General features: G+C 53.5%; 18 protein-coding genes. All 18 read right to left on the reverse strand.

All coding sequences use genetic code 11. The features are described from left to right. Window positions 1-218: 218 nt before the first annotated feature. The 18 genes from GC101_RS07565 to GC101_RS07650 all read right to left on the reverse strand — a co-directional run bounded on the left by GC101_RS07565 (window position 219) and on the right by GC101_RS07650 (window position 20,356). Window positions 219-770, reverse strand: a complete 552-nt coding sequence (locus GC101_RS07565; RefSeq protein WP_171716730.1) for an RNA 2'-phosphotransferase — start codon at window positions 768-770, stop codon at window positions 219-221. A gap of 393 nt (window positions 771-1,163) precedes the next feature. Beyond that, window positions 1,164-1,919 (reverse strand): RNA polymerase sporulation sigma factor SigF, encoded by a 756-nt coding sequence (gene sigF, locus GC101_RS07570; RefSeq protein ID WP_039300284.1) that lies wholly within the window; start codon window positions 1,917-1,919, stop codon window positions 1,164-1,166. Between the two features lie 11 nt (window positions 1,920-1,930). Next, window positions 1,931-2,386 (reverse strand): anti-sigma F factor, encoded by a 456-nt coding sequence (gene spoIIAB, locus GC101_RS07575; RefSeq protein ID WP_171716731.1) that lies wholly within the window; start codon window positions 2,384-2,386, stop codon window positions 1,931-1,933. After that, on the reverse strand, window positions 2,383-2,736 hold the full coding sequence (gene spoIIAA / locus GC101_RS07580; protein WP_042138682.1) for an anti-sigma F factor antagonist: 354 nt from the start codon (window positions 2,734-2,736) through the stop codon (window positions 2,383-2,385). Before spoIIAA ends, spoIIAB begins: the two co-directional genes overlap by 4 nt. A gap of 186 nt (window positions 2,737-2,922) precedes the next feature. Further along, window positions 2,923-4,155 (reverse strand): D-alanyl-D-alanine carboxypeptidase family protein, encoded by a 1,233-nt coding sequence (locus GC101_RS07585; protein WP_216626493.1) that lies wholly within the window; start codon window positions 4,153-4,155, stop codon window positions 2,923-2,925. 140 nt (window positions 4,156-4,295) lie between these two features. Further along, entirely contained in the window at window positions 4,296-4,721 is a 426-nt protein-coding gene (locus tag GC101_RS07590) for a hypothetical protein (protein ID WP_171716733.1), read from the reverse strand. Window positions 4,722-4,820: 99 nt separating this feature from the next. Next, on the reverse strand, window positions 4,821-5,846 hold the full coding sequence (locus GC101_RS07595) for an acyltransferase family protein (protein WP_171716734.1): 1,026 nt from the start codon (window positions 5,844-5,846) through the stop codon (window positions 4,821-4,823). 273 nt (window positions 5,847-6,119) lie between these two features. Then, window positions 6,120-7,082, reverse strand: a complete 963-nt coding sequence (locus tag GC101_RS07600) for an ABC transporter ATP-binding protein (protein ID WP_171716735.1) — start codon at window positions 7,080-7,082, stop codon at window positions 6,120-6,122. After that, on the reverse strand, window positions 7,079-8,056 hold the full coding sequence (locus GC101_RS07605; RefSeq protein ID WP_042215690.1) for an ABC transporter ATP-binding protein: 978 nt from the start codon (window positions 8,054-8,056) through the stop codon (window positions 7,079-7,081). The genes GC101_RS07600 and GC101_RS07605 overlap by 4 nt, the downstream gene beginning before the upstream one ends. Before the next feature lie 214 nt (window positions 8,057-8,270). Further along, window positions 8,271-9,554, reverse strand: coding sequence for a M20 family metallopeptidase (locus tag GC101_RS07610; RefSeq protein ID WP_171716736.1), 1,284 nt, complete (start codon window positions 9,552-9,554; stop codon window positions 8,271-8,273). A 119-nt stretch (window positions 9,555-9,673) separates the two neighbouring features. Continuing rightward, the gene (locus tag GC101_RS07615) at window positions 9,674-11,278 is read right to left on the reverse strand and encodes an ABC transporter substrate-binding protein (protein ID WP_171716737.1); all 1,605 of its coding nucleotides are present in this window, start codon (window positions 11,276-11,278) and stop codon (window positions 9,674-9,676) included. A gap of 146 nt (window positions 11,279-11,424) precedes the next feature. Beyond that, window positions 11,425-12,324: an ABC transporter permease gene (locus GC101_RS07620; protein WP_039300310.1), complete on the reverse strand. Its 900-nt coding sequence runs from the start codon at window positions 12,322-12,324 to the stop codon at window positions 11,425-11,427. A gap of 30 nt (window positions 12,325-12,354) precedes the next feature. After that, window positions 12,355-13,365 (reverse strand): ABC transporter permease, encoded by a 1,011-nt coding sequence (locus GC101_RS07625; RefSeq protein WP_171716738.1) that lies wholly within the window; start codon window positions 13,363-13,365, stop codon window positions 12,355-12,357. A gap of 254 nt (window positions 13,366-13,619) precedes the next feature. Next, the gene (locus GC101_RS07630) at window positions 13,620-15,146 is read right to left on the reverse strand and encodes a PucR family transcriptional regulator (RefSeq protein WP_171716839.1); all 1,527 of its coding nucleotides are present in this window, start codon (window positions 15,144-15,146) and stop codon (window positions 13,620-13,622) included. A gap of 1,751 nt (window positions 15,147-16,897) precedes the next feature. Then, window positions 16,898-17,551, reverse strand: a complete 654-nt coding sequence (locus tag GC101_RS07635) for an aspartate/glutamate racemase family protein (protein ID WP_171716739.1) — start codon at window positions 17,549-17,551, stop codon at window positions 16,898-16,900. A 111-nt stretch (window positions 17,552-17,662) separates the two neighbouring features. Beyond that, the gene (locus GC101_RS07640) at window positions 17,663-18,607 is read right to left on the reverse strand and encodes an aminopeptidase (protein WP_171716740.1); all 945 of its coding nucleotides are present in this window, start codon (window positions 18,605-18,607) and stop codon (window positions 17,663-17,665) included. A gap of 16 nt (window positions 18,608-18,623) precedes the next feature. Continuing rightward, window positions 18,624-19,295 carry an AroM family protein gene (locus tag GC101_RS07645; protein ID WP_171716741.1) on the reverse strand — a complete coding sequence of 224 codons (672 nt, stop codon included), beginning with the start codon at window positions 19,293-19,295 and terminating at the stop codon, window positions 18,624-18,626. Between the two features lie 110 nt (window positions 19,296-19,405). Then, window positions 19,406-20,356, reverse strand: coding sequence for a DUF1177 domain-containing protein (locus GC101_RS07650; RefSeq protein ID WP_042138693.1), 951 nt, complete (start codon window positions 20,354-20,356; stop codon window positions 19,406-19,408). Window positions 20,357-20,583: the final 227 nt, after the last annotated feature.

Consider the following 20,583-nt stretch of genomic DNA (forward strand, 5'->3'; position numbering starts at 1 on the left):
CAGTGACCCAATTACGGTATATGCCTGGGAGTTGGGAGTATGGTATATGCTTACTTAATTGCACTCTGTACAACTAAATTGTCTGATTTACAACCGATTCTTCGTTTAGTTGTATTTCGTACAATTAAACTGCCTGTGTAGATTGCTTATCACCTATTCGGGCAGATTTAGTTGTACAGATTACAGTTATTTGATGCAGGTATCCCTTTTCGCTGTTTTTAATTGTACATTCTACAACTATCAATGAATTCAGGCGGAATGTAGTCCGCTAGCCAGATATTATGATTGCCGTGATAAAACTTGATCCCTTCGTCCGCTGCCTTCCCGGCGTCGATTGTTAAGATCACAGGATTGGAATCTTTCCGGCCTCCAACCAGCTTTGCTGTTTCCGTATCCACCGAGAAATGAACATACTGTCTCTTCATTGGTTTAAGCCCATCAGCCAGAATCGTCTCCACCCATTGCCTGGCTGTCCCATGGTACAGAACGGGGGGTGGGGTTTCATTCTGCTTAATTATCTTTTGAGGCACAGAGTGCCCATATAGCGCCCTTATTTTGCCCTCCACAATCTCATGCCGCTGTTTAGCCGAACCCTCTATCATCTTAGCCACATCATCTGCAGTTACTGAATTCCATTGTTGCTCAAGGTGCAATGCATTTAATAGCTGCTCCATCTCTACAAAGCCCTCATCATCTAATTCCAGTTCATACTCCCATGGCGCGTGACGCAGTGCATATGAAACCTCTTTGCTGAGCTTCGAATAATCCATATCAGACCTCCTCACTAAAATGCCGCTTTGGCGTCAAAAACATATATGATTACGAGTTTATCATATGTAACGCTGCCAACATAATACTGCGAAGGTTATATGTGATCCATCATCCGGCGAGAATGACTGGCGGTGGCGGTGGCGGTGGGCAAAGGCGAACGTAGCGGTGGCGGTGCTACAATGGCAACATTAGCGGCGGCGGTTCCATTGTCTTGTTCAGTCCCGTCCGCAGCAAAAAGCCGCCCCTCCCGAGGCGGCCGTCCTGCACCCGTCACTGTACATCCTCATACCTGATTCATGCTCAACTGTACTGCCAGTCCGGCCATCCTGGCGGTTAACGCCAACGGCGGGGCTGTTTGACTGCTGCATCGCTGCTGAACCCTTGAGTCCGGCCTACTGCGCGATCTGCTCGCGGATGTTCGCGAGAATCTTCTTCTCCAGCCTCGACACCTGAACCTGCGAAATGCCGAGGCGGCTGGCGACTTCGGACTGGGTCTGGTCGCGGTAGTAGCGCAGGTAGACAATCAGGCGCTCGCGCTCGGTTAAGGCGCCGATGGCCTCATTCAAGGCAAGCTTGTCGAACCAGCGCTCCTGCGACTCGTCGGCGATCTGGTCGATCAGGGTGATCGGATCGCCGTCGTTCTCGAAGACCGTCTCGTGGATCGAAGTCGGCGGCTTGTTGGCTTCCTGGGCGAAGACGATTTCTTCGGGCGTCACGCCCAGCGCCTCCGCCACTTCGCCGATGGTCGGCAGGCGGTCGAGCGTTTTGGACATTTCATCCTTCATCTTACGCACCTTATTGGCCATTTCCTTGAGTGAACGGCTGACCTTGAGTGTGCCGTCATCGCGGAGGAACCGCTGAATCTCGCCGATAATCATCGGCACCGCATAGGTGGAGAACTTGACCTCATAGCTGAGGTCGAATTTATCAACGGACTTCAGCAGTCCGATACAGCCGATCTGGAACAAATCATCCGGTTCATATCCACGGTTCATAAACCGCTGCACCACCGACCAGACGAGGCGGATATTGCAATTGACCAGCGTGTCGCGGGCCGTATTATCCCCGGCTTGACTGAGCGCGATTAGACGTTTGACCTCCGCATCGTCCAAATAGGTCGGCGGAGCTTTTTTTGACTCTGCATCCATGGCTCCAACCCCTAATTGTATAAAGCTTTTTTCGAGACGATGGTTTTCTTCATTGAAATGGATGTGCCGCGTCCCGGTTCACTGGTAACTTCGAATTCATCCATGAAATTCTCCATAATGGTAAAACCCATGCCCGACCGCTCCAGCTCCGGCTTGGAGGTATACAGCGGCTGCTGGGCCAGCTCCAAATCCTCAATACCTCTACCCTGATCTTCAATCGTCAAATGCACCGTCTCAACATCAATGGAAGCGGAGATGCTGACAAGACCTGCAGGATCACTGTCGTACCCGTGGATAATGCAGTTGGTGACCGCCTCCGACACAACCGTCTTCAGGTCATTCAGCTCCTCCATGGTCGGATCGAGCCTGGAGACAAAAGCCGCCACTACCACACGTGCGAATGATTCATTCTCCGACAGTGCGGCAAACTGGACGCTCATGAAGTTACGGGCTTCACTATTTGTCATAACGCAACCTCCAAATCCGAGAGTGCAGCGCTCTCGTTGTCATATAGGGGCATGATCTTGAACAGGCCCGACATTTCCAGCAGGCGCTTCACGGGTGCAGTGGCATCGCAGACTGCCATCTTGCCGCCCTTGCTGCGGATCAGCTTGTACCTTCCCAGAATGACTCCGAGCCCTGAGCTATCCATGAACTGCAGCTCCTTCAGGCTGAGAATCAGATGCTCCACCTGTCCCCGCATAATCGCTTCATCCATATCCATACGTACATAATCGGCTGCGTGATGATCCAGTTCGCCAGACAAACGGACAATCAGTACACCCCGGTGATGCTCCATCTCCACATGAGAATTCATCCTTGCCACTCTCCTCTTCGTTGCTTGGACAACCGCCCTGTAACTACTTTCTTTCCCCTACAAGGACAAGGTTTTCTACACCGCAATTGAGGATTCCTGCCTCACGACAAAACTAGAAGAAAACCCCTAAGAACTTACATAAAGCATGGGACTAATCTACAAAATACAAGAAATTAATCGCTAGCTCTAATCAATCGTAAAAAGCGACCCCGTTGTACGCTTGAACAGCTTCCACCAGCCTGCCTTGGCTACAGCTTCGCCTGCTTTCAGCTCATATTCCTTCAGCACGTCAGTCCCCTGGTATACGACCAGCTTGCCGACAGTCTGATCTGCGGCCACAGGAGCCTTCAAGTGTTCTTCCAGTACCAGCTCATGCCGGATACCCTCCTGGGTAATTCCTTTTTTGAGTAATACACTGTAAGTTTCCTTCGCCGTCAGCGGCAGCTCCGTCTTCACGCCCTTCTCAATCTTCACTGTGCCGATGGGGTCCCCCGCCTTGTGAATCGTATGCAGCTTATATTGGGAAAAGAGGTAATCGAACATCGCCGACACTTCGCTGTTGCGTGTTTTGGTGTTCGGCTCACCCAGTACAACCGCGACAGCGCGCAGTCCGTCTCTGGCCGCGGTTGCGGACAGGCAGAACTTCGCTTCAGCCGTATACCCCGTCTTCAGGCCGTCAGCGCCTGTATAGAAACGCACCAGCTTGTTCGTATTGACCAGCCAGAACGGCTTGGCCGAATCCTTGCGCAGGTAATCCTGATAGGAGCCGGTGTACTTAATAATCCGCTCATGCTTCAGCAGCTCCTGGCTGATTACGGCGATGTCATGCGCGGATGAATAATGATTCGCAGCCGGCAGTCCATTGCAGTTGGCAAAGTGGGTATCTTTCAGGCCCAAGGCTTCGGCTTTCTGGTTCATCAGATCGACAAAAGCGCTCTCCGAGCCGGCGATTTTCTCCGCCATAGCTACAGAAGCGTCATTGCCGGAAGCCATCGCGATGCCTTTCAGCATTTCATCCACCGTCATTTCCTCACCCGGCTCCAGAAAAATCTGTGAACCGCCCATCGATGCAGCATACTCACTGGTCCGCACTTTGTCGGTCAGCTGCAGCCTGCCTTCATCCAGCGCCTCCACGGTCAGCAGCATGGTCATAATTTTGGTAATACTGGCCGGCGGCAGCTTGTCATGGCTGTTCTTCTCGTAGATGATCGTGCCTGTACTGGCATCCATGAGAATGGCAGAGCGTGCCCCCGGTGCGAGGTCAGCGGCCGCAGTACTTCCGGTATTGCCGGTATTGGCAGTACCTTTGGCTTTTTCTTCGGCAAAAGCGCCGGAAGCCCCTCCCAGAACCGAAACAGCGATGCACAGCGCAAGCGTTACATAACGAATTTTTCTCACAATGGTTCCCCTCCTGAACATTAACCTTCATTTCACAGGTACTGTGTTCCAGTTTCGTCAAAAAGGCAGGAAATTATTCCATTTTACGCACAAAAAAAGAAGCTTCTCCCGGTATCCTCGCAGATACTTGAGAGAAGCCCCTCTTAATTGCCCTATGAAAGTTAGCCTCCGATGGCCATTGCGCTGAAAATGACAGGTCCAACCACAACAGCAGCTGAGTTGGCATCCTGATTCTCCACAATCAGCTGATAGTTCTGGACACCAGCCGGTGCATTGATATCTACCATATGCAGCGAGATAATGCCGTCGTCATTGAAGAAATCCTCGTACTCTGCCCGTGCATAAAAGATTTCGTGGCCTGCACGCCAGATGCGCACCAGGATATTCGGGGTATCCAGCGTAACATTTACACCGATCGTTGCTTTGAGCTCTACTTTGTTCGGGAAATGGGCTGGAACTGCGGGATCAATATATACCGATGTTCCGGCAATCTGCACGCCAGCCGGGGAGATGGGGACCGGAATGGCGACCCCGTTAGTAATAGGTGTAACTACGGATGCATTATAGTCCAAAAGCGTTTTGACCATGCTGTATCACTCCTTTTCATGTTCTATTAAAGTATATGAACATTATGAAAAAGAGCTTGTGCACTTCTATTAGAACCATTGCCTATTTATCCGGCAGATTCACCCGTTACTAGAGACAGATGCTGCCTTGCCTGTCCGCTTAGCCGGAGGAACACCTGCTTTTCCCAGATAGAATCTCGATAATACCGGGTAACGCACAGCCCACTTGGCGGCAAGCAGCGGCACAATGACCCCAATCAAAGTGAAGGGTACCAGCCCGTAATCCGCACCAAGCAGATATTTAAGGCTGTAATTCAAAGGCAGATGCAAATACATAATGGTAATGGTATTCCGTCCAAGGCTGCCCATCCAGCCTAGCGGAAGCAGTCTTGCAAGCTGGTAGACCGCCGCGCAGATCGTCAAAGAAATCAGCAGCGGAACCGCCAGATCCAGCAGCAGCGACTCATACTCTTTGTATTTCATATTCAGACTGTAATGAATGACGCCAGTCCGTTCCAGCAGCAGCACAAGTGCAGACAAAGGCAGCAGTACCAGCAAGGCCGAATAGCGGCTGATTAGCGCAGGTATGGCTTGTTTGCCATTGAACCCGATCGCATAATACGTAACAGCAAGCAGTGCAACATCGATGTTCCAGGGAAGATTGAAGTTTTTAAGCGCGGTCAGGGAGATCAAATGGGAGACCAGGTAGGCGGAGGTGATCAGAAGAAATTGGGTTCGGCGGGAATATCTGACGATGTATCCAAAGAGCAATTGCGTAAACAGCAGGCAGGTGATGAACCAGAACACCCCGTAAGGACCGGTGAGCGACAGTCCACCGTAGAGCAGCCTCGCTATATTTTCGGCAAACCCTCTAATATTGAAGCTGAACAGCAGCAGTACCCCTGCAATCAGGAGGCCGTAGGCAAAATAGGGAGTCATCAGCCCTTTGGTCCGTCTTGCGGCCCAGCCCCGATAACGCCCGGGATCGACCGGTTTAAACACCAGCCCGCTAAGCAGGAAGAACAACGGCATCCGGAACCAGGACAGATAATGATTCGCTGCCGCATCGCCGGAATGGCCCATGACTACAAAAATAATACTGAAGCCCTTGGCCGCATCAATCCATAATTCACGTCGTTTTTCCACGTTTCACTTCCATCTCCTCCCATTTCAGTTGTTATTTAATTATAATTATAGGTTGGTTCATGATTTATTTCAATTTTAAATGAAATATTTCAGTGATTTTCCTGAAAAGAACGGCACTTAACAACGGACGAACAACGCATAAAATAAGGCGCTGCTCCTAGATGACACCCGAATCTGCTTCGGCTTGCAATACTAGGGCTAAAGTCTGACACACACCCGCGCACAGCAAGGGCCACCCGCTGCCGGATGGCCCTTGACTTTACTTTATATGCATTAATACAAATGGCAGGAAACCTGATGGCCCGAGTCCAGCTCGCGCAGGACCGGAGCCTCACTCTTGCAGCGGTCCATGGCGTAAGGACAACGCGGATGGAAGGCGCAGCCGCTCGGGGGTGTCTCCGGATTCGGAACGTCACCGGTCAGGACAATCCGCTGCTTCTTCACTCCCGGATTCGGCACCGGGACTGCCGACATCAGTGCCTGCGTATAGGGATGCAGCGGCTTCGCGAACAGTGACTTGGTCGGTGCCAGCTCAACGATCCGTCCGAGGTACATCACTGCCACACGGTCACTGATAAATTTCACAACGGACAGGTCATGGGAAATGAACATATAGGTAAGGCCGTATTGCTCCTGCAGATCCTGCATCAGATTCAGCACCTGGGCCTGGATGGAGACATCCAGTGCAGATACCGGCTCGTCACAGACAATGAACTTCGGATTCAGCGCAAGCGCCCGGGCAATCCCGATCCGCTGCCGCTGGCCGCCGGAGAATTCATGGGGAAAGCGGTGGGCTTGATAGGGGGACAAGCCCACCACCTCCATCAGCTGCTCTACCCGGCTTTTGAGCTCACTGGCCGGAGCGGACTCGTGTGTACGGAGCGGCTCCTCCAGTATACGCTGGACGGTCCAGCGCGGGTCGAGTGAAGCATAAGGGTCCTGGAACACCATTTGCATATCGGTACGGAACCTGCGCAGCTGTTCGGTATTCAGAGCGCGCACATCGGTACCGTTAAACATAATCTCGCCTTCCGTCGGCTCAATCAGCCGCAGGATGGCCCGGCCGGTGGTCGATTTGCCGCAGCCGGATTCACCGACCACTGCAAGTGTCTCCCCCTGCCGGACGGATAACGTAATGCCGTCTACTGCTTTTACAGCACCGACCTGCTTGGAGAAGAAGCCTTTGCGGATCGGATAATGCTTCTTCAGGTTGCGGACTTCAAGGATTGTGCTCATATGACTCCCTCCTGCTGCAGGATACAGCGGCATGTGTGGCCCGGCTGCACCTCAAGCAGCTCCGGAAGCTTCTCGCTACATCGCTCTACAGCCACCGGACAGCGCGGTGCGAACCGGCACCCGGACGGCAGATTAGCCGGATTCGGCACCTGGCCCGGGATGGAGCTGAGCCGGTCTTCATCACCCGCAAGCTGGGGCAGGGAAGCCAGCAGTCCCCGGGTATACGGATGCAGCGGATTGCTGTACAAGGTAGCGACATCCGTCTCCTCCACGATCTGCCCGGCATACATAATGACGACCCGGTCACACATCTCGGCGACTACGCCAAGATCATGCGTGATCATCAGAATGGACATGCCCTCCTTCTCCTGCAGCTCGCGCATCAGATCAAGAATCTGTGCCTGGATGGTTACGTCCAGTGCCGTTGTAGGCTCATCGGCGATCAGCAGCTGGGGATTGCAGACCATCGCCATCGCGATCATCACCCGCTGGCGCATCCCTCCGGAGAGCTGATGGGCATACTGCTGCGCGATCTTTTCCGGCCGGGGAATCCCAACCTTGCGCAGCATCTCCACCGCCCGCTCCGCCGCCTCCTTCTTGCTCAGCTTCAGATGGTAGCGTGCAGATTCGGAAATCTGGCGGCCGATCTTAAATACCGGATTCAGTGAGGTCATCGGCTCCTGAAAAATCATCGCAATCCGGTTGCCCCGGATGCCCCGCACCTCCTTCATCGACATCTCCAGCATATCCTTGCCTTCAAACCTGATGTGGCCGGAGGCAATCCGGCTAATCCGCTTGGGCAGAAGCTGCATAATTGACAGTGAAGTGATGCTTTTGCCGCAGCCGGATTCGCCGACAATGCCCAGCGTCTCCCCTTTGCGCACTGACAGACTGATGCCGTCCACCGCGCGGATTGTTCCGGCCGCTGTCTGAAATTCGGTGCATAGCCCTGATACTTCCAGCAGTTCTGTCATGATTGCCCCTCCTCTAACTTAAGATTTGAACTTGAAGCATAGTCGTCACTGCGGTGAACATTTGGACTTTCGGCCGCTGTTGTCCCCAGATTTCTTTATCCAATCCGCTGTTCGCGGTGGAAATCCGGTGACAAAGGCGGTCGCTATCGCTCCTACAGTTCCAAATTTCCCCTCCGTTTCTTTTCGCTTTTCGTTGATCTCTTTAGTTTGTAAATCAGTTCTCTGTATCTTCCACACCCAGATATTTAAGTGCCGTCAGGGCATATACTTTCGCACATTGGATGATCTGCCAGACCGGTGCCTTCTCGTTAAAGTTATGAATCGTTGACAGCTCGGCCGGGCCGTATTGCAGTACAGGAATGTTATGCGTCCGGAAATGGCGGGCATCACTGGATGCCCATTGCAGCACTCCGTAAGCTTCTTCCCCGCTGACTTCACAGATGCTCTCTACCAGATCGCTGACTACCGGCTCCTCATTCGAGGTCCAGTTGGCGTTGCCCTGGAAGCCGAAGCCTTTCACCTCAGACTCAATGCCTGCCTCCAGCAGCAGGGAACGGGCACGGTCAAGCACATCGCGGTAGTCTACGCCGAACGGTACACGGGAATCGACCTGGATCGTACAGCGGTCCGCCACCACATTCACCTTGGTTCCGCCCTGGATCGTTCCGATATTCACCGTCACATGATCGAATACCTGATAGGCGATCGAGCCGTCCTGTTCGCGCTCCTTCACATAATCCTGCGAGATGCGGATAATCTCCTTCACTTCATCGGGAATATCGACTTTGATATCCCAGAGACGCTGCAGGGCCTCGATGCCCTTGGCCGCTTTGACAATCGCGCTGTCGCCGACAACCGGCGACAGGCTGCCATGACCCGGCGTGCCTTCGACGGTGAATTCGAACCAGCAGCTGCCCTTTTGCCCGATCGTCGGGTTCAGCGGGCCTGACGGCTCGGCGATAACCGCTGCCGTTCCGCTGATCAAGCCGCGTTCCAGCACCCAAGGCACTCCCAGATGGCCGCCGGTTTCTTCATCCGGCACGATCAGGAGCGATAAGTCGCCTTTGAGCGGAACGCCGAGCTTGGACAGCAGCGCTGTCACATAGATCAGCCCGGCCAGGCCGGCTTTCATATCGGAGGCACCTCTGCCCAGCAGATAGCCGTCAACGATATCGCCGCAGAACGGATCGAAATCCCAGCGCGAGCGGTCTCCGGCAGGAACGACATCGGTATGTCCGCAGAAAATCAGATTTTTGCCGGACGGCTGTTCAGCCCCTGTACCCAGTGTAGACACCAGATTCAGCATCGTATCGGTTGCCGTATGGATACTTGTATCAATGCCGGCCTGCTTCAAATAATCAATGATAAAAGCGCTGATCTCGCGCGAATCTCCCGGCGGATTCTCCGAGGGGAAGCGGATGAGCTGTGAGCACAGCTCCAGCAGCTGATCCTGCTCAGCATCAATCGCCGCCAGCACTTTGCTTTTCCAGTCAGTCATGGTTGTAATTCTCCTTTGCGTTCCCTGCTGCCTGCCTTACGGCTGGCCTGAGGCCCGTGAATTTGTTAAAGAGAGGGACAAAGCCAAAGGCCCGTCCGCTCTCTTTTAGCCAAACCTGCTTATTCTGTAATCGAAAGCGGATAGAAACGGATAACCTCATCCGGGTAGAACGCATAACCGCTAATCTTGTTGCTCATGCCGACAATACGGTTGTACTCGTACAGATAAGCCCAAGGCGCTTCGGTTGTAATGATTTCCTGTGCCTGCTCATAGAGTGCGGTCCGTTTCGCTGCGTCTGTCTCCAGGTTCGCCTCATCCCACAGCTTGTCTACTTCAGCATTTGAATAGTTGATGTAGTTGGAAGAGCCTTTGCCGTACAGCAGGAAGCCGAGGTGGTAGCCTGGATCATTGACGAATGATGTCCATTTGGAGATATAAGAGGTGAGATTATTGGTCTTCTGCTGCTCCAGGAACTGGGCGCGGGCCAGCTTGTTGATGTTCATGGTTACACCGATTTTGGACAGTTCCGCCTGAATCAGGACCGCATCATCCTCCCAGTCATCGAACCCGGAACCGAGCGTGAAGTCGAAGGTAAATCCGTCCGGGTAGCCGGCTTCTGTAAGCAGCTCTTTAGCTTTATCCAGGTTGTGCTCATATACGTAGCCTGCATCGGTGAAGCCCGGCGTGTTGCTCGCCACAGAGCTCTTCATCTGCTTGGCCTGGCCGTACATTACCCCGCTCAGCAGCTCATCATAAGGAATCGCATAGTTGATCGCCTGACGGACTTTTACATTGTCAAAAGGTTTCACCTTGTTGTTCATTGCGAAGAACAGAATCCGGTTGCTCGCATTGGAGGCGACGGTCAGATCCGTGTTGCTCTGCAGGGAGGCAACATCCTTCGGAGGAATCTCGATCGCCATATCTACATCGCCTTTATCCAGCAGCAGTACGCGGTTAGAGGCTTCTTTGGTGAATTTCAGGGTTACTTTGCTGAGGTTAGGCGCACCCTGCCAGTAGCTCTCATTAGCGGTGAAGACAGCTTCGGTCGCCGGGTCCCACTTCTCAAGCGTGAACGGGCCGGAGCCGGCAGCATTCGTCTTAAGGTAGTCTGCACCCTGTGCTTCTACCGTCTTTTGATCCACGATGGAGAAGGTGTACATAGCAAGAATCTGCAGGAAATTATGATTGGCATTAGTCAGTGTAACTTCAACGGTGGAAGCGTCTTTGACCGCAACGGACTTGATATTCGCCATTCCATAGAGGAAGCTGCCGGAGCTTGATTTAGCCACACGGTCAAAAGAGTACGCAACCGCCTCGGCATCCACCGGATTGCCGCTCTGGAAGCTCACGCCGGATTTCAGCTTGAAGGTGTACACCGTGTTGTCGGCGTTCACTTCCCAGCTCTCTGCCAGCATGGGCTGAATGTCTTCGGTGTTGGCAATACTTGCGCCATTTTCGGTTTTGATGCCGTAGGTGACCAGCTGATCATAAGCGGCAAGCACGAGTGTATCGGAGGTCAAATCGTTAGCTTCTGCAGGGTCGAGCGTAGTGCCGCCCTCGGAATAAGCAACCGTCAGATTTGACTTGGCAGCAGGAGCAGCCGTCCCTGTAGTTCCTGAAGCTGCTGTAGTAGCAGCAGGTGTCTGCGGATTGGCGCTGCTGGCGCATCCGGCAAGCATGACTGAAAAAGCGACGAGTGTGGACAATAGTTTAACTCTTTTCATCAGTAGTTCCTCCCTTTTCTATATCCTGCCTGCACTGGTAATACTGGTGCTGCTTGTGATCATCCTGCTGCAACTGCTCCGGCAGGCTCTGATCTATATTTACCGGGATACTGCGGAGCTTCGGGGGAGTGATCCCCTGCTCCGCCTTATTTACCCGAGCGCAACCGCGGATCAAGAACGTCCCGGAAACCGTCTCCGAGCAGGTTAAAGCCTAAGATGGAAGTGGCAATGGACAACCCTGGAAAAGTAACCAGCCACCATTGCCCGGAAATAATGTATTCCCGGCCTTCTGAAATCATCGCTCCCCATTCGGCAATCGGGGGTCTGACGCCAAGTCCGAGGAAGCTGAGACTGGATGCGGTCAGGATCGCGAAGCCCATCCCGAGCGTAGCCTGAACCATCAAGGGAGCCAGGGCGTTCGGCAGGATGTGGCGGTACAGGATGACTGTATTCTTCACGCCGATCGCCCGGCTTGCTTCTATATACTCCTTCTCGCGGAGCGATACGGTCTGCCCGAACATCAGCCGGGCAAATTCCGGGATGCCGACAATCCCGACGGCGATCATCGCACTGCTGAGACCTGCACCAATCGAAGCGGCAATAGCCATTGACAGGACCAGTGACGGGAAGGACAATAGTACATCCATCAGCCGCATGATGATGGTGCCGGTACGGCCGCCATAGTAAGCGGCAATTCCTCCGAGCGGCACACCGATGACAAAGGAAATCGAGACGGCGATCAGGCCGGTCCAGATACTGATCCGCGCACCGTACAGTACCCGGCTGAGGATATCACGCCCGAAGTTGTCGGTTCCGAACCAGTGGCTGCCCGAAGGTGCCTGGAGTTTGTTCGCCATATCCGTTACATAAGGATCATGCGGTGCAAGCCAGGGTGCAATAATGGCTACCACGGTCCAGATCAGAATAAAGGTTAACCCCAGGGCAGCCAGACGGTTATGCAGCAGCAGGGACAACAACGTTTTGGGTTTTGCCGCCGCAGCGGGTTTGGCCGGACTGCCCTGTGCTGAATGTGCTGCAGTGCTCACAAGCAATCTCCTCCTCTCACACAAGCTGTTCTATTCATAGCGGATTCTCGGGTCAATGAAGCCATAGATCAGGTCTACCGCCAGGTTAATTCCGCAGTAGAGCACGGCGCTGACCAGAGTAAAGGCTTGAATCGGCGCATAATCCGCAGCCAGAATGGAGTCAGTGACATAGCCGCCGATTCCCGGCCAGGAGAAAATAGTCTCCGTAATGACCGCTCCGCCCATCAAAAAGCCGAATTGCAGACCGAGAACGGTCAAGGTTGGTATTAGTGCATTGACGAGCGCATGCTTGTAGATGACGGCTGATTCCCGCAGCCCTTTGGCCCGGGCGGTGCGGACGAAGTCCTGATCCACGACCTCCAGCATGCTGGAACGGGTCATCCGGGCGATGATCGCCATCGTGCCGGTACTGAGGCAGATTGCCGGAAGCAGCAGATGCGAGAGGCTGCTTTTGAGTGCAGCGGTATCGCCTGAGAGGATGCTGTCCAGAACATACAGCCCGGTGATATGCACCGGCGGATTCAAGTCTCCGCTGATCCGTCCCATCGGTGCCGGAGCCCAGCCGAGGATGGAATAAAAGACGTAAATGAACATCAGGCCCAGCCAGAAGATCGGCACGCATGCACCTATCAGCGAGAACACCCGTGAAATGTGATCCAGAAACGATTCTTTGCGGGTAGCGGCGACAATCCCGACGGGAATGGCCACCAGGACCGCGATCAGAATGCTGGCCAGGGTCAGCTCAATGGTTGCCGGGAACCGCGAAGCCAAATCACTGGCTACCGTATGTCCGGTGTGATACGCGTAGCCGATATTGCCTTGCAGCAATTGGCCGATGTAAGTGAAGAACTGGATATACAGCGGCTTGTCGAGCCCCATATCCTGACGGATCTTGTCCACAATCTCCTCCGGAGCCTGCTCTCCGGCCAGCATGATCGCCGGGTCACCCGGCAGCACTCTTGAGAGAATGAAGGTGATGACGATAATACCTAGCAAGGCTGGAATCATCTGCACAAGTCTTTTTAATGTGTAAGCAAACAATGAATCAACCCCCTTACGGCTTCTGTGCCATCCATGCTGTGACATTCTTGTTGACGGAAACGCGCTGCCCATGTCAGGTACTATGCGGTTTCTTTGTCCTCTTTAGTAGTTGTGCTAATTCTACATAGAATTTGACCACCACTCTACGTCCCGTTCAGCTAAAAAAAAGCACAACCGTTTGTCGATTGTGCACTATCAACACCTCTATATGTAACCTTTCCTAACATACAATTCCATAAAAGTTCCAGTCCCGCCTATTTTTCCTGCAGGTAGTAGTAAATCAGGCACAAATGGCAGACGAATTGCTCGCGCGGATCGTTCAGATCGAAGCCGGTAATATCGCGGATCCGCTCCAGCCGGTATTTGACCGAGTTGCGGTGGATGTACAGGCTGTTCGCCGTCTCAATCAGGCTGCCCCGGCACTCCAGGTAATGATAGAACGTCAGCATCATATTACTGTCATGCTCCTGGTCGTATTGCAGCAGCTTGCCCAGCTTACGCTCGAACAGCCGCTCGAAGCCCGGACCGCCAAGGCCCTCCAGCAAGTGGTATACTTCCATCTCTTCATAGCGGGTGACACCGCCTGTACCTTGTCCGAGCCTTCTGGAGATAGACAAGGCTTTGCGCGCTTCATTGTAGCTGGTGTGGATGTCCCACAGGTATTCCGAGGTGCCAATTCCGCTTCTGTAGCTGCTGAGGCCTTCGCTTTTGTCCTTCAGCCAGCCCTCCAGCGTCTTCTCCCAGGGCTCCTGTGCATCTCCGCCCGGCGTGAATTTACGGCCCTCCTGCGTGGGCAGGAACAGCACTGCCCGGCTGGAGCGGTATTCTACGTGGGGTGTAACTCCGCGTCTCTTCGCTTCCCGCTCCAGCAGCCGGTTCACCGTTTCCTCACTCGGCGCTGTCTCCCCTTCGATTACAGCAACCTCCCACTTATGCTCGGGATTCATCCCGAGCTGGCGTGCCCGCCGCTCCACCTCATGCCGCGAAGGCAGCGGCGGAGTCAGCAGCTCATCGATGAAGTTGCCGCGCAGCCGGAACTCGGTATCTTCGGCAACCTTGCGGCGCATCAGCTCCAGGGCAAAGACAAGCCGGGCCTGCTCGATGCCCACTTCCTCCATATCGTCCAGCTGCTCCTTGTCCACCAGCAGTCTGGCGACGGTCCGCCGGTCCACATGAATATTCCAGTTCAGCGGCGCCTCTCTCTGTGACCAATCGAAATCAGCCGGCGAAGACACGATAGTCTTCCGCTCGGTGTCGACAAGGGCAACCGGCGCCTTCAGAAAATCAGCAACATTATCGGTGACCGCCTGAATGCCGCTGTTCTCCAGCACCATCGTTGTCAACGTGCGGTAGACCTCCTCCGCACGGCGCAGCAGCATCGCCTGCCGTCCGAGCAGCAGCTCCATCACCGGCTGGGTGATATCCGTATACGGAATCTCCGGCGGGATCTCCACAATCGGCAGACCGCAGGCATTGCTGGCCTCGATCGCCCCTGGGGGGATTTCCTTCAGGAAACGGGCCGGCTTAATTGCCAGCGCCGCTGCACCCAGATTGTCTAGCGTATAGATCAGCTCCGTCAGCAGCGAAGGATCATGGCGAATGGAGTACGCCGTAGTCAGCAGCATGACGCCTTCGCTGATCCAGCCCTTCAGATCCGGAACCTCCATAATATCTACGAACCGGACCACCCGGTCCAGCCCCTGCTGGCCGCTAATAACCTTCGCTTTCCCAAGAACAGAGAGCTCCATCAGCTCCCGTAGCGTAATTCCTCGTGTATTCAACATTCTGCCTCCCTCTACTGTCTTCAGTATTTCATGATTTTTCCTGAAATATGCCACCCTGTATGAACCCGTATGCACCCTCAGCCACTCGTATGCCACCAGCTTACATTCGCATTCCACCAGCTTACATTCGCATTCCCGCTAGTTTATCAGACATTCCCGCCCAGCCACAGGAAAAATATATAAAATTGCAGATATTTTTTCGGATTTATACGAAGGTGTGGGAGGGAAAGCACCGGTTTACAAGGTGATCCGGTGACTGTGAAATAGGACGCAAGTAGTATGCAAATAGGACGCAAATAGGAGACAAGTAGGACGCAACATGTCCTATTGAACAAAGTAACTTATCTGACGGCTACGCCCGCCTCTATGAGGGGTACACGTGAAGCTGGTGAGAAATGGCCGCTAACCCAGGTGGGATCGGTGGTAATAGTGCCACTCATTTCGTGCTGGGGCCACTTTTGGTGAAATCAGTGGGATGTGTGCTTATATTTGGTGCTGCGGGCGATATCAGAGGGATTCGTACCTTTGATTTGGTGCTAACGGGTTCCTTCGGACGAAACCAAGAGCACTTTTGCCCCTCATTTCCACTTCTAGCCTCCTTCGGCTGAAATCAAGGGCACTTTTACCCCTCATTTCCACTTCTAGCCTCCTTCGGCTGAAATCAAGGGCACTTTTGCCCCTCATTTCCACATCTAGCCTCCTCAGGCTGAAATCAAGGGCACTTTCACCCCTCGTTTCCACTTCTAGCCTCCTTCGGCTGAAATCAAGGGCACTTTTACCCCTCGTTACCACTTCTTTCCATCGGGGCGGAACAGAGGGATTTATACCTTTAATTTGGTGCTGTGAGCCACTTTCGATGGATTTAGAGGGATTTATACCTTTAATTTGGTGCTGTGACCCACTTTCGATGGATTTAGAGGGATTTATACCTTTAATTTGGTGCAGTGAGCCACTTTCGATGGAATTAGAGGGATTTATACCTTTAATTTGGTGCTGAGAGCCACTTTCGGCGGAAACAGAGGGATTTATACCTTTAATTTGGTGATGTGAGCCACTTTCAGCGGATTTAGAGGGATTTATACCTTTAATTTGGACTCTGGTGCTGTGAGCCACTTAAAATGTTTGCTACTATACTTTCTGTCTGGTGCCCGAATGTTCATTTCAGTATGTACTTAAAAATCTGCGCACTCTCCTGCTTCTCATCTCTTCACCCTTCCACTCACCTCCACCTCCATACTCTTCATTTCCTACTATCCATACTCAATTTTCAATTTCCAATTCTCAATTTTCACTTCTCATTCCCTCCTTTCACATTTCCTACTTCCTCACTCCCTCACTTCCGTACTGCCTTACTTCCTCACTCCTTACTCCCTCACTCCCTCATTCCCTCATTCCCTCACTCCCTCACTCCCTCACTCCCTCACTCCCTCACTCCCTTACTCCCTTACTCCCTTACTCCCTCACTCCCTCACTCCCTCATTCCCTCACTCCCTTACTCCCTCACTCCCCACTCCACACTCCACACTCCAAACTCCCCACCCCAATCTCCTCAATCTCTCACTTCTCTCCCCAACTTCCCACTCGACACATGTCCGCTCCCGCAGCAGCTCACAAACAACCAACTATAGCAGCCAGCCAAATCAGTTACACAAAAAAACGTTCCCCGGACCTACATCCAGAAGAACGCTTAACTATATTTCCTGAATTACTATACTTCGTACTTCCAATAGCAGATTTGTACAGCGCAATCAGCGCCGCACACCCCCAGGCAAGGAAGCCGCCGCAGCAACCGCAGCGCCAAGCGCAAGGATCGGATCAAACGCACGGATACCGAGCTGTTCTTCCAGTTCCGCCGCCAGACCGATGGTGGCAAACCCGGTGCAGGCCAGTACTATGGCCTCCGCACCGCGCTCCACCAGCCGGGCTGCTCCGGCAAGTGCGCCTGCCCGTCCGGCAGGGGTACCCAAATCAAGTGTGGTCGTTACCCCATCTGGCCGATCCATGCCGAGGTAAGCATCGCCGAGAATGCTGCGGATCAGCGGCGGCACTTCGGTCAGAATCGTCAGCACGCCGATCTTATCACTGTATGCCAGCGACATATGGGCTGCACACGAGCCTGCGCCCAGCACCGGTACGTTCACTGCCATCCTAGCTTCCAGCAGCGCCGGATCTGCGGCACAGCTGATGCCGATGGCCGTACAGCCCTGCTGCTCCAGTTCCCGGGCCAGGCTGATAATCTTCGGCACTGACTCCGCTTCGGTCTCGGCATTGTATACGCCCTGAGGCTGATCCGGAATGCAGCGGCTGATTACCGGCAGGCCATACCGGTGTTCAATCAATTCTCCGTGCAAATGAATTGCAGACTCCTCTTGCAGTGTAATTACACGTATAATTCCAAGCATCCTTATCTCCCCCTGGTCAGCCATTGTTGGGCGTTCTGAATATCCTTACCATATTCTCTTGCTTCATCCCGTACCGCGATAACCCTGACAACAACACAGCATCCGCGCAGCCTAGAGCAGTTCTCCTGCACGCATAATCAGCTTATCATCAATATATACATCCGGTTTCATAACTACAGCATCAATATGAACGCCAGCCGCTACAACCCCGCCGAACGTATTATTGCTGCCAAAAGCGACATGGATGGTCCCGTAGACCTTCTCATCCTCCAGCACCACACCTGTAATTCTGGCCTTGTTGTTTGTACCAATGCCGAACTCGCCCAGGAGCCTGCCGTCACCGGCACCTAGCATATCCAGAAGCCTGTCACCGCTCTCGCCTTCTGCACTAATTAATCGGCCCTGCTCCACTGTCAGCACCATCGGGCAGTTCAGCGCGCCAATACCTGCAATCGAACCGTCCACCTTAATCTGGCCGGTGGCTGTACCTTCCATCGGCGCAATATAAGCCTCGCCCGAAGGAAGGTTACCCGATTCGCCCGGATTCAGATATAATCCGGTGCTCAGCACGCCATCCCGGCCCTCAATCGAAAAGCTCAGACTCAGACCATCCTTCTCCACACGAACCTGGCTTCCCTCAGACAGCAGCGCAGCTACCTGCTCCGTTAATGTCTTCACCTGCGCATAGTCCGCAGTGATCGCGCCATGGCTGAACATGTCATCTGTCATGCCCGGCATGGTCGCCACCCGCGTTCCCGCTGCGGCTGCCTGCTTGCGCGCCGCCGTATGTGTCATCGAATGTGTCGTAATGCATACTGCCACATCCGCTTTGGCCATAGCTTCGGCAATCGGAGCCGGCGGCTCCTCGCCGGATTTGCTCCGCGCCTGCATAATCAATAGCATCGATTCCGCCCCGAGCCGCTTCCCTGCTTCATAGACGGATTCGGCAAGCTCCCGCTTGTCGTCATCGGCCACTACAGCCAGCAATTCACCGCTGCCAAGCCCCAGACAGTCCTTAAGGACATTCATGCTGATCAATATTCGTTGCTCACTCATTATACTTTCCTCCCGGTTACACCATTTCTGCTACCAGCTTGCCCATGAGGGCATTGGACAGCACGGCAGGCACTCCTGCGGAGGCCGCCCACTGTCTATGCTGCTCCACATATCCCATGCAGTCAAGCACAATCACATCCGCCAGGTCCCTCAGACGCTCAGCAGCCGCTCGGAAATCCGCTTCCGTACCGGTATACGGAGAAGCAGCTGCAAACGGCAGCCTCGCTCCGGCTCCCGCGAATTTCTCATTCATGCTCTCTTCCTGCTCGGGCAGGGGACCTATAAGCCCCAGCCGGCGTCCGTCAAGCATCGCCATTACGACCGGAGGGATAATCCGGTCCGGTTCAATCAGATGGGCCTTGGCCGTATGAAGTCCCGGAAAAACACCAGTACAGGCCAGCAGAATCGTCTCAATTCCAGCAGCTTCCATAGCATCAACCTTCCCCTGCAGAACTGACTTTATCCGTTCACGGGAGATCACCGCAGCTGATCCGTCCGCCATACGGGTTGTAAGCACATACTCCCCAGGACCAGGACTATAGAATTCGCGTACCTGGTCAGCAGTGAACCCGTCAAGCACCCCGGACTGAACCAGTCCTGCCTTACCCTCCAGATACTTCTCAATAATCGGCGCAACATCGTTCCTGGGAGCTTGTCCGATCGTGATTAACCCTATATTTTTACTCATCTTACTCCCTCCCGCTTCTCCATACGGATTGAAATCATGGCAACTCATGTCTGTATATATTGAGCAGGCGCTGAACCTTGCTCAGCGCCTGCCATTATTCCGTTCTATTCCTAGTGAGAGGTTACAGCCGGTTTACCCAGTGTCTGCAGCACTTTCATCGAACCGTACAGCTCAGTAATCTGTGCAAATTCAGCTTCGTTGTAGAAGGAGCATATGCCTTGGGTGAATTCTTTGGCTGTCTCAATGGCAAACCGCACCGCCTGGGCGATATCAATCTCGTGGCTTGCCCCTGTCCCGCAGCCGGGCACCATGGACTGGGCAGTAATCGCCAACCCTACAACGGGAGCCGAAGTCGCTACTGCGGGCTGCAGGATGGAATTGATATGATATAGTCCGTTACCGTAAGGCGTAATGTCCTGCGTAGTTACCGGAAAAGTTACCGGATACTGTCCTGTCGTCATTTCCTTAATGCGCAGCAGATCCTCACTGACCCGCAGAATGTACCCTTCTTTGACCGTAGGTGAGATTGCAATGCCTTTGTGATTCACCACACGGTTGCCCTTGGTCGTATCAATAGAAATAATCGCTTCCATCTCCGGCAGCACCTCATGCTCATTCATCTGCAGGATATCCACCGGGGAATCCATGAAATCAACGGGTTCATGCGGCAGTGTCGGAGCATCCGGGCAAATATGAGTCGTAACCAGGACGTCACCCTGCAGCACATCCCCTTTGGTCTGCATGTTTGCCAGCTTCAGTGCCGCAGCGATTGCCGCCACCGCTCCGTCTGCATCAGAGACAATGCCGATCCGGCTGGGGCGCGCCCCTATGCCGCCAAGCCTGCCGACAATTCCGAAGGTTGGCGCACTGCCGCCTCCAAGCTTGCCTTGACTGCCCGGAATGGTGATTTTGACGAATTCCGTACTGCCCTTTTCACCTTCCACTTTCTGAACCTCAACCTTAACCGCAGGATATGCTGCGAATAACTGCCTGACCTGCTCACCATTAACATAAGCGCTGTCCAGTGCGTTCAAAACTGTTATCGTCTGATGAAGTGCCATTATAATTCCTCCCCGGATGCATGCTCATGATTGTGATGTTTGAATTCATACTATCTTAAAATTCGAAACGTCCACAATGTACCGCCCTGCCAAAACTAAGTTGTTTTTCTTGTCCTTTGCACATAAACCTTACGCGCAAGGTACACTCTTCGGCCTTTCGGCAGCATCCGGCATCCATTAAACCCCTAAAATCCCCGCTCCATATCATACAGAAATATAAATAAAGG

Source organism: Paenibacillus phytohabitans, from assembly GCF_013141775.1.
In the GTDB taxonomy this organism is placed as follows: domain Bacteria; phylum Bacillota; class Bacilli; order Paenibacillales; family Paenibacillaceae; genus Paenibacillus_AQ; species Paenibacillus_AQ phytohabitans.